We start from the raw sequence: 9,945 nt of genomic DNA, 5'->3' as shown, positions 1-9,945 counted from the left end.
TCCAGAAAGCTGGGAACCTTCTTCTCCTCCCCCCCCCCGGGCGGGGGGAAAAGGACCCTATCCCTCCAGCCCCCCCCCACCCCCCCCCCCGGGGGCCCCCGCCCCCGGGACGGCGGGGTCAGCGCTGGGTGGTCGTGTGGACGTAGTCCACCAGGCGGGTCAGCGCGTCGGGGTCCGTCGTCGGCAGGACACCGTGGCCGAGGTTGAAGACGTGGCCCTCCAGACCGGCCGCCGCCGCCAGCACCTCGTCCGTCTTGGCCCGCACCGCATCCGGCGTGGAGAAGAGGACGGCCGGGTCCAGGTTGCCCTGGAGCGCCTTGCCCGGCCCGACCCGCCGCGCCGCCTCGTCCAGCGGAATGCGCCAGTCCACGCCGACCACGTCGGCGCCCGCCTCGCCCATCAGGCCCAGCAGTTCGCCCGTGCCCACGCCGAAGTGGATCCGCGGCACCCCGTAGGAGGCGACGGAGTCGAAGACCTTCGTCGAGGCGGGCATCACCGAGCGCCGGTAGTCCGCCGGGGCGAGCGCGCCGACCCAGGAGTCGAAGAGCTGCACGGCGGAGACCCCGGCCTCGATCTGCACCTTCAGGAAGGCGGAGGTGATCTCGGCGAGCCGGTCGAGCAGGTCGGCCCACAGCTGCGGGTCGCCGTACATGAGCGCCTTGGTGTGCTCGTGGTTGCGCGACGGACCGCCCTCGACGAGGTAGCTCGCGAGGGTGAAAGGCGCACCGGCGAAGCCGATCAACGGCGTGCTGCCGAGTTCACCCGTGAGCATGCCGATGGCCTCGGTGACGTACGTGACGTCCTCCGGGGTGAGGTCGCGCAGCTGTGCGAGGTCCTCGCGGCGCCGGATGGGCTGGGCGACGACCGGGCCGATGCCGGGCTTGATGTCCAGGTCGATGCCGATGGCCTTCAGCGGGACCACGATGTCGCTGAAGAAGATCGCCGCGTCCACCTTGTGGCGGCGCACGGGCTGCAGGGTGATCTCGGTGACCAGGTCGGGCCGCATGCAGGACTCCAGCATGGCGGTGCCCTCGCGGACCTTGCGGTACTCGGGGAGGGAGCGCCCGGCCTGCCGCATGAACCACACGGGCGTGTGCGGGACGGGCTCGCGGCGGCACGCCTTCAGGAAGGCGGAATCGTACGTCTGACTCGGCTGGCCCTCGGGGCGGTGGTTGGCGCTCACGGGCCAAATCTTCGCACGTATGGCGAAGAGCCCGTCCCGGGGCGGGTGTCCTTGCGCCGTCCGGGGCCTCGTTCCGCCTAGTCTTCCCCGCATGGCTGCGGCTCAGGGACGATTTTCAGATGGCGCTGACGGTATGGACAGCGCGAAGGAGAGCTCCGTCCCGCTCCCGTTCCGGCGGGCGGTCGACGGCTTGAGGAAGGCGCGGCTGCGGCCGGGGATCGAGATCGACCCCACGCGGGCCCCGCAGCGGCTGGCCCCGCACGCCTACGCGCTGGAGGCGGCGGTCGTCGGCGTGGACGCGGACGGCGAGGAGGCGGACCTGGCGGACGGCCGGCTGATCCTCCTGCACGACCCCTCCGGGCACGAGGCCTGGCACGGCACCTTCCGCCTGGTGACGCTCGTACGGGCGGAACTGGAGCCGGAGATGGCCGCCGATCCGCTGTTCCCCGACGTGTGCTGGTCCTGGCTGACGGGGGCGCTGGACGCGCGCGGGCTGGCGTACGGGGAGGCGAGCGGGACGGTGACCCGGGCCGGCTCGCACTACTTCGGGGGCCTGTCGGAGCGCCGGCCGGCCACCCAGATCGAGATCCGGGCCTCGTGGACCCCGCGGGAGGGCGTGGGCGGGGTGCCGGACACGGCGGCGCACCTGTCGGCCTGGTGCGACCTGCTCTGCCAGGTCGCCGGGCTGCCCCCGGCCGGGCCCGCGGACACGGCGGTGGTCTCCCTGCCACAGCGTCGCGGTCCGCACCACCCGTAGCACTGCGGCGACCGGCCCACGGGAAGGCGGCCGGGCGGGCCGCGGCGGGGCGGGGCGGGCTGCGGCCGGGCCCGCGACGGAGCGTCAGAACGGCGCCCCCGCCGCGGGCTTCCGATCGACGCTTGATCGATCGTGCGTCCGAATTGCCCGAATTGTTACTCACCAAATCGTGATCATTCCCTAAAGCCGGGCGGGTGACGTGCCGAAGGAGTCAGTGACCATCCGCACGGTTCGCTCCGGCTTCTTCCCCGAGCCGGCCGTCCCGCCACTCCCCCAGGAGGCCTGGTGTCCGTTCTTCTCGAGCAGCCCGCAAGCCTGGTCGCCTACCGCCCGAACAAGCCGACGGCCATGGTCGTCGTGGCCGACCCGCGCGTCCGTTCCACCGTGACCCGCCATCTGTGGGCCCTCGGAGTCCGCGATGTGATCGAGGCGTCCTCCATCGCCGAGGCCCGCCCCCGGGTCGGCAGCCCGCGCGACATCTGCGTGGCCGACGTCCACCTGCCCGACGGCTCCGGTCTCACCCTGCTGTCCGAGACCCGCGCCGCGGGCTGGCCGAACGGTCTGGCCCTGTCCGCCGCGGACGACATCGGCGCGGTCCGCAACGCCCTCGCCGGCGGCGTGAAGGGCTACGTCGTCACCGGTACGCGCACGAACATCGGACTGCCCAGCCGCCCCGGCGCCGCCCCCATCGGCTCCGCGGCCGCCCGCATGCACCGCCGCCCCCCGGGTGCCCCGAGCCACCCGGGCGGCTACCGCGAGCTCTCCGGCCGCGAGGTCGAGGTCCTGCGCCTCGTCGCCGAGGGCCAGTCCAACAAGGCCATCGGCGTCTCGATGGGCCTGTCCGCCCTGACCGTCAAGTCCCACCTCGCCCGCATCGCCCGCAAGCTGGGCACCGGGGACCGGGCCGGCATGGTCGCCGTGGCCCTGCGGACCGGCATCATCCACTGATCCGGTCCCCCGCCGGGAGCTCCCGGCTCCCCGGGACGGCCGGATCGCCCGGCTCCCCGGATCCCCGGCTCTCCCGGTCCCCCCGCTCATCCGGCTCATCCGGAACGTCCCTTCCGGTCCTTCTCCGGCCCTTCTCCGATCCGTCCCCGATCCGCCTCTGATCCGCCCCTGATCCCCCTTGATCCGGCTCCCGAGCCTCCGGGACCTCCCCGGAGAACAGCCGTATCCCTGCAGCGCGCCCGTCGACGGAACGTTCCGGCGACGGGCGCGCTGCATCCGCGGATACCCTTGACAGGTGACCGACGCCCAAGAGACCGCAGCAGAACTGCGCACCACCACCGGGGGCGGCCCCCCGGACGAAGTCGCCGAGTCCGATGGGCTTCCGATCCCGTTGCTCGAGCCGCGCGACGGAATCCCCCCGGTGGTGGCCGACGAGGACGCCCTCGCCCAGGTGATCGCGGCCTTCGCCGCCGGCACCGGGCCCGTGGCCGTGGACGCCGAACGCGCCTCCGGCTACCGCTACGGCCAGCGCGCCTACCTGGTGCAGCTGCGCCGGGAGGGGGCCGGATCCGCCCTGATCGACCCCGTCGGCTGCCCCGACCTCTCGGGGCTCGGCGAGGTGCTCGCCGGCACCGAGTGGATCCTGCACGCCGCCACCCAGGACCTGCCCTGCCTGCGCGAAATAGGCATGGTGCCGACCTCCCTCTTCGACACCGAGCTGGCCGGCCGGCTGGCCGGCTTCCCGCGGGTCGGACTGGGCGCCATGGTCGAGAGCGTGCTCGGCTACGCGCTGGAGAAGGGGCACTCGGCCGTCGACTGGTCGACCCGCCCGCTGCCCGAGCCCTGGCTGCGCTACGCCGCGCTCGACGTGGAGCTCCTCGTGGACCTGCGCGACGCGCTGGAGAAGGAGCTCGACCGGCAGGGGAAGCTGGACTGGGCGCGGCAGGAGTTCGACGCCATCGCCTCGGCCCCGCCGGCCCCGCCGCGCAAGGACCCGTGGCGCCGGACCTCCGGCATGCACAAGGTGCGGCGGCGCCGGCAGATGGCCGTGGTGCGGGAGCTGTGGGAGACCCGCGACCGGATCGCACAGCGGCGCGACGTGTCCCCCGGCAAGGTGCTGGGCGACGCGGCCATCGTCGAGGCGGCCCTCGCCCTGCCGGTGAACGTGCACGCGCTGGCCGCCCTGCCCGGGTACGGGCAGCGGGTGGGCCGGCGGCAGCTGGAGCAGTGGATGGCCGCCGTGGACCGGGCCAAGGCCCTGCCCGAGAACGAGCTCCCGCTGCCCGGCCAGACCCCGGCCGGTCCGCCGCCGCCGCGGTCCTGGGCGGACAAGGACCCGCTCGCGGCCGCGCGGCTCTCGGCGGCGCGGGCGGCCGTGTCGGCGCGGGCGGAGGAGCTGCGGCTGCCGCAGGAGAACCTGGTCGCGCCGGACTCCGTGCGGCGGCTGTGCTGGGAGCCGCCGGGTCGGGTGTCCGCGGACAGCGTGTCCGAGGCGCTGGCCGGTTACGGGGCGCGGGCCTGGCAGATCGAACAGGTGACCCCGGTCCTGGTCACCGCCCTGACCTCGGCCGGCGCGTAGCCGGCGGACCGCTGCGCGGGGCTCTTCCCCCTGCGCGCACCGGGGGCCCGCCCCGGACCCCGCGCCTCAACCGCCGCGCGGCTGTCTCTTCAGCCCGTCCGGCGTTTGAGGACCGGGGGTGTGGGGGCGGAGCCCCCGCTTCGGGCGGGGGCGGGGTGGGGAGCAGGCCCCGCGCAGCGGCCGCGTTTCGGTGGTTGCCGAAACGTGGCGGGGCCAGGATGGACCCGTGCCCCGCAACCTCGCCGCCCTGGCGGCCCTGCTCTCCGACGAGACCAGGGCCGCGTTCTGCCTCGCCCTCCTGGACGGCCGCGCCTGGACCGCCGGCGAGCTCGCCCGGCACGCCGGCGTGGCCGCCTCCACCGCGAGTGAGCACCTCGGCAAGCTCGTGGCCGGCGGTCTGCTCGCCGAGGAGCGGCAGGGCCGGCACCGGTACGTACGGCTCGCCGGGCCGCGGGCGGCCCAGCTGCTGGAGGACCTCGCCGGGTTCGCCGAACCCGCCCGCCGGCCGCCCCGCGGCCTGCGCGAGGCGAGTGCGCAGAGCGCCATGGCCCGCGGGCGCACCTGTTACGACCACCTCGCCGGACGGCTCGGCATCGCCGTCACGGAGGGGCTGGCCGCGCGCGGCCTGCTGCTGCGCGACACCGGTTTCGCGCTGACGGACGCCGGTCTGGAGTGGTTCGCCGCGCAGGGCATCGGACTGGCCGCGGCGGGCCGCCGGCCGCTGGTGCGGGGCTGCCTGGACTGGACGGAGCGGCGGCCGCACCTGGCGGGGGCCGCCGGGGCGGCCCTGTGCCGGCATGCGTTCGAGGCGGGCTGGTGCGAGCGCATCGGAACGGAGCGCGCGGTACGGGTGACCCCGGCGGGGCGTGCGGCCCTGCACACCCTGCTCGGCGTGGACCCGGACCTGCCCTGACCCCCCCCGCGCCCCGGCCGCGGAGCGCGCCGGACGCGCGACGGCAGGCGCCCGGGCCGCCGCCCGCCCACCCGCCCCGGAACAATTCGGCGGCGGCCGAAACGTCGCGGGCATAGCGTTCGCGCCATGACCGATGCCACCGAACAGCGCACCCCCTGGCCCGCGTTGGCCGCCGCCGGGGTCACCGTGGTCCTCTGGGCCTCCGCCTTCGTCTCCATCCGCAGCGCGGGATCCGCGTACTCCCCCGGCGCGCTGGCCCTCGGCCGGCTGCTGACCGCCTCCCTCGCGCTGGGGGCGATCGGGCTGGTGCGCCGGGTCGGGCTGCCGCCGCGGGCCGCCTGGCCGGGGATCGCCGTGTCGGGGCTGCTCTGGTTCGGCGCGTACATGGCCGTCCTCAACTGGGGCGAGCGGGAGGCCGATGCGGGGACCGCGGCCATGCTCGTGAACACCGGGCCGCTGCTGATCGCCCTGCTGGGCGGGAAGCTGCTCGGCGAGGGGCTGCCGCGGCCGCTGCTCGCGGGGATGGGGGTCTCGTTCGCGGGGGCCGTGGTCGTGGGGACCGCCACCTCCGGCAGCGGGCACAGCTCCCTGCTCGGGGTGGCCCTGTGCCTGCTGTCCGCCGTGCTGTACGCGGCAGGGGTGGTGGCCCAGAAGCCGGCGCTGCGGCACGCGGGGGCGCTCCAGGTGACGGTCTTCGGGTGCCTGGCGGGGACGGCGGCCTGCCTGCCGTTCGCGGGGCAGCTCGCCTCCGAGCTGGCGGCCGCCCCCGCCTCCGCCACCCTGAACATGGTCTACCTGGGCCTCTTCCCGACCGCCCTGGCCTTCACGACCTGGGCCTTCGCCCTGGCGCGTACCACCGCGGGCCGGATGGGGGCGACCACGTACGCGGTGCCGGTGCTGGTGGTGCTCATGTCCTGGCTGGTCCTCGACGAGGTGCCGGGGCCGCTGGCGATGGGCGGCGGGGTGCTGTGCCTGGCGGGCGTGGCGGTCTCGCGGTGGCGGCCGCGCCCGGGCGTCGCGGCCCCCGCTTCGCCGGGCCCGGCGGTGTGACCTTCGCCGCTCCCGGGGTGAGGGGTGTGCACATTGGTTACCCGCAAGTAGCATGGGCGGGGTGAGCGCGCGCTCAGCCGCGTGCGCCGCGCAGCAGTGCCATCCCGCACCTGGAGGAGAGCCAACGTGCCTCGTACCGTCAGGGACGTCGTCTTCGTCGACGGCGTCCGCACCCCGTTCGGCAAGGCGGGCCCGAAGGGCATCTACCACGAGACCCGCGCCGACGACCTCGTCGTGAAGGCGATCCGGGAGCTGCTGCGCCGCAACCCGGACCTGGACCCCAAGAAGATCGACGAGGTCGCCATCGCCGCGACCACGCAGATCGGCGACCAGGGCCTGACGCTGGGCCGCACCGCGGGCATCCTCGCGGGCCTGCCGCAGTCCGTCCCGGGCTACTCCATCGATCGCATGTGCGCCGGTGCCCTCACCGCCGTGACCGCGGTCGCGGGCGGCGTGGCCTTCGGTGCGTACGACGTCGCCATCGCCGGCGGTGTCGAGCACATGGGCCGCCACCCCATGGGCGAGGGCGTGGACCCGAACCCGCGCTTCGTCTCCGAGAAGCTGGTCGACGAGTCCGCCCTGTTCATGGGCATGACCGCGGAGAACCTGCACGACCGCTACCCGACGATCACCAAGCAGCGCGCCGACGAGTACGCCGTGCGCTCGCAGGAGAAGGCCGCCAAGGCGTACGCCGACGGCAAGATCCAGCAGGACCTGGTGCCGATCTCGGTCCGCCGCACCAACGCCGAGGCCGGCGAGACCGGCTGGGGCCTGGTCACCGCCGACGAGCCGATGCGCCCGGGCACCACCCTGGAGTCGCTGGCCAACCTGAAGACCCCGTTCCGCGTGCACGGCCGGGTCACGGCCGGCAACGCCGCGGGCCTGAACGACGGCGCCACCGCCTCGCTCATCGCCTCCGAGGACTTCGCCCGCGAGAACAACCTCCCGGTCAAGATGCGCCTGGTCTCCTACTCCTTCGCCGGTGTGGAGCCCGAGGTCATGGGCTACGGCCCGATCCCGGCCACCGAGAAGGCCCTCGCCCAGGCCGGCCTGTCCATCGAGGACATCGGCCTGTTCGAGATCAACGAGGCCTTCGCCGTCCAGGTGCTCGCCTTCCTGGAGCACTACGGCATCGCCGACGACGACGCCCGCGTCAACCAGTACGGCGGCGCCATCGCCTTCGGCCACCCGCTGGCCTCCTCCGGTGTCCGCCTGATGACGCAGCTGGCCCGCCAGTTCGAGGAGCAGCCGCACGTCCGCTACGGCCTGACCACCATGTGCGTCGGCTTCGGCATGGGCGCGACGGTCATCTGGGAGAACCCGCACTTCGACTCCGAGGGAGACGCCAAGTGAGCAGCACCGCCGAGCTCCTGAAGGGCGCCGCCGAGCTCTTCCCGGACGAGGTCGTCACCCAGGCCCACGTCCGCCACCTGGACCTGCCGTACGGCGCCGGGCGCTTCGCGCTCATCACGCTGGACAACGGCTTCGACCACACCAAGCCGACCACCTTCGGCCCGCAGTCGCTGGCGAACCTGAACGCCGCCATCGACCAGGTCGAGAAGGAGGCCGCCGAGGGCGCGATCACCGGTGTCGGCCTGACCGGCAAGCCGTTCATCTTCGCGGTCGGCGCCGACCTCAAGGGCGTCGAGCTGCTGAAGAAGCACGAGGAGGCCCTGGCCATCGGCAAGGGCGGCCACGACGTCTTCAAGCGCCTGTCGGCCCTGGCCGTCCCCACCTTCGCGTACTACAACGGCGCGGCGATGGGCGGCGGTGTCGAGGTCGGCCTGCACTGCACCTACCGGACCGTCTCGAAGGCCGTCCCGGCCTTCTCGCTGCCCGAGGTCTTCCTCGGCCTGGTGCCCGGCTGGGGCGGCTGCGCGATCCTGCCGAACCTGATCGGCGCCGAGCGCGCGGTCTCGGTGATCATCGAGAACTCGCTCAACCAGAACAAGCAGCTCAAGGGCAAGCAGGTCTTCGAGCTGGGCATCGCCGACGCCCTCTTCGACGGCGCGGACTTCCTGGAGCAGTCCCTGCTGTGGACCGCCCGCGTGCTCACCGGCGAGACCGAGGTCGCCCGGGCCGAGGTGGACCGCGGCGAGGCGTGGGACGCCGCCGTCGCCAAGGGCCGCGGCATCGCCGACTCCAAGGTGCACGGTGCGGCCCCGGCCGCGTACCGCGCCCTGGAGATCATCGAGGCCGCCAAGGACGGCGACCTCCAGAAGGGCTTCGACGCCGAGGACGCCGCGCTCGCGGACCTCATCATGGGCGGCGAGCTGCGCTCCGGCATCTACGCCTTCAACCTGGTCCAGAAGCGCGCCAAGCGCCCGGCCGGCGCCCCGGACAAGTCCCTGGCGCGCCCGGTCACCAAGGTCGGCGTGGTCGGCGCGGGCCTGATGGCCTCGCAGCTGGCGCTGCTCTTCCTGCGCCGCCTGGAGGTGCCGGTGGTCCTCACCGACATCGACCAGGAGCGCGTGGACAAGGGCGTGGGCTACGTCCACGCCGAGATCGAGAAGCTGCTCGGCAAGGGCCGCATCAACCAGGACAAGGCCAACCGCCTCAAGGCCCTGGTGACCGGCGTGCTGGACAAGGCCGAGGGCTTCGCCGACGCGGACTTCATCATCGAGGCCGTGTTCGAGGAGATGTCGGTCAAGCAGAAGGTGTTCGCGGAGGTCGAGGCGGTCGCCCCGGCGCACGCGATCCTCGCCACCAACACCTCCTCGCTGTCGGTGTCGGAGATGGCCTCCAAGCTCCAGCACCCGGAGCGCGTGGTCGGCTTCCACTTCTTCAACCCGGTCGCGATCCTCCCGCTGCTGGAGATCGTCCGCGGCGAGCAGACCGACGACGCCTCCCTGGCCACGGCCTTCGGCGTCGCCAAGAAGCTGAAGAAGACCGCGGTCCTCACCAAGGACGCCCCGGCGTTCGTCGTGAACCGCATCCTGACCCGCTTCATGGGCGAGATCCAGAACGTGATCGACGAGGGCACCCCGGTCGTCACGGCGGAGAAGGCCATCGAGCCGCTCGGCCTGCCGATGTCCCCGCTGGTCCTGCTGGAGCTCGTGGGCCCGGCCATCGGCCTGCACGTCTCCGAGACCCTGAACCGCGCCTTCCCGGAGCGCTTCAAGGTCTCCCCCAACCTGAAGGCGGTCGTCGAGGCCGGCAAGCGCGGCTTCTACGTCTACAAGGCGGAGAACGGCTTCAAGCCGGAGCTCGACCCCGAGGTCGCCGCCCTCCTGGTCCAGGGCGACTCCGTCCTGACCGAGGAGCAGGTGCGCGACCGCGTCCTCGACGCGGTGGCCGAGGAGATCGGCCTGATGCTGGAGGAGGGTGTCGTGGCCGAGGCCCAGGACATCGACCTCTGCCTCATCACGGGCGCCGGCTGGCCCTTCCACCTGGGCGGCATCACGCCGTACCTGGACCGCGAGGGCGTCTCGGAGCGCGTGAACGGCAAGAAGTTCCTCGCTCCCGGCCTGGCGAGCGTCCCGGCCTGAACCGCCTGAACGCCCGCAGCATCCGGC

8 protein-coding genes are annotated in these 9,945 nt (G+C 73.7%); 7 read left to right on the top strand and 1 reads right to left on the bottom strand.

Annotated features, from left to right (window positions below):
* Positions 1 to 118: 118 nt before the first annotated feature.
* Complete coding sequence (gene hemE, locus ACZ407_RS30665) at positions 119 to 1,183, bottom strand: uroporphyrinogen decarboxylase (protein ID WP_468133992.1); 1,065 nt, start codon at positions 1,181 to 1,183, stop codon at positions 119 to 121.
* A 91-nt stretch (positions 1,184 to 1,274) separates the two neighbouring features.
* Between hemE and ACZ407_RS30660 the strand changes: the two genes are divergently transcribed.
* The 7 genes from ACZ407_RS30660 to ACZ407_RS30630 all read left to right on the top strand — a co-directional run bounded on the left by ACZ407_RS30660 (position 1,275) and on the right by ACZ407_RS30630 (position 9,918).
* Positions 1,275 to 1,940: a DUF3000 domain-containing protein gene (locus tag ACZ407_RS30660; protein ID WP_468133990.1), complete on the top strand. Its 666-nt coding sequence runs from the start codon at positions 1,275 to 1,277 to the stop codon at positions 1,938 to 1,940.
* A gap of 285 nt (positions 1,941 to 2,225) precedes the next feature.
* Positions 2,226 to 2,888 (top strand): LuxR C-terminal-related transcriptional regulator, encoded by a 663-nt coding sequence (locus ACZ407_RS30655; RefSeq protein ID WP_468133988.1) that lies wholly within the window; start codon positions 2,226 to 2,228, stop codon positions 2,886 to 2,888.
* Positions 2,889 to 3,183: 295 nt separating this feature from the next.
* On the top strand, positions 3,184 to 4,467 hold the full coding sequence (locus ACZ407_RS30650) for an HRDC domain-containing protein (protein ID WP_468133986.1): 1,284 nt from the start codon (positions 3,184 to 3,186) through the stop codon (positions 4,465 to 4,467).
* Between the two features lie 226 nt (positions 4,468 to 4,693).
* Positions 4,694 to 5,380 (top strand): ArsR/SmtB family transcription factor, encoded by a 687-nt coding sequence (locus ACZ407_RS30645; protein WP_468133984.1) that lies wholly within the window; start codon positions 4,694 to 4,696, stop codon positions 5,378 to 5,380.
* A gap of 126 nt (positions 5,381 to 5,506) precedes the next feature.
* Positions 5,507 to 6,430, top strand: coding sequence for a DMT family transporter (locus ACZ407_RS30640; RefSeq protein WP_468133982.1), 924 nt, complete (start codon positions 5,507 to 5,509; stop codon positions 6,428 to 6,430).
* A 126-nt stretch (positions 6,431 to 6,556) separates the two neighbouring features.
* Complete coding sequence (locus ACZ407_RS30635) at positions 6,557 to 7,783, top strand: thiolase family protein (protein WP_468133980.1); 1,227 nt, start codon at positions 6,557 to 6,559, stop codon at positions 7,781 to 7,783.
* A complete protein-coding gene (locus tag ACZ407_RS30630) occupies positions 7,780 to 9,918 on the top strand; it encodes a 3-hydroxyacyl-CoA dehydrogenase NAD-binding domain-containing protein (protein ID WP_468133978.1) in 2,139 nt (712 codons plus the stop codon). The genes ACZ407_RS30635 and ACZ407_RS30630 overlap by 4 nt, the downstream gene beginning before the upstream one ends.
* Positions 9,919 to 9,945 lie beyond the last annotated feature (27 nt).

This window comes from Streptomyces sp. NPDC030809, from assembly GCF_055572195.1.
The sequence above is the reverse complement of the archived record's forward strand: the minus strand, read 5'-3'. Positions and strand labels throughout refer to the sequence as shown.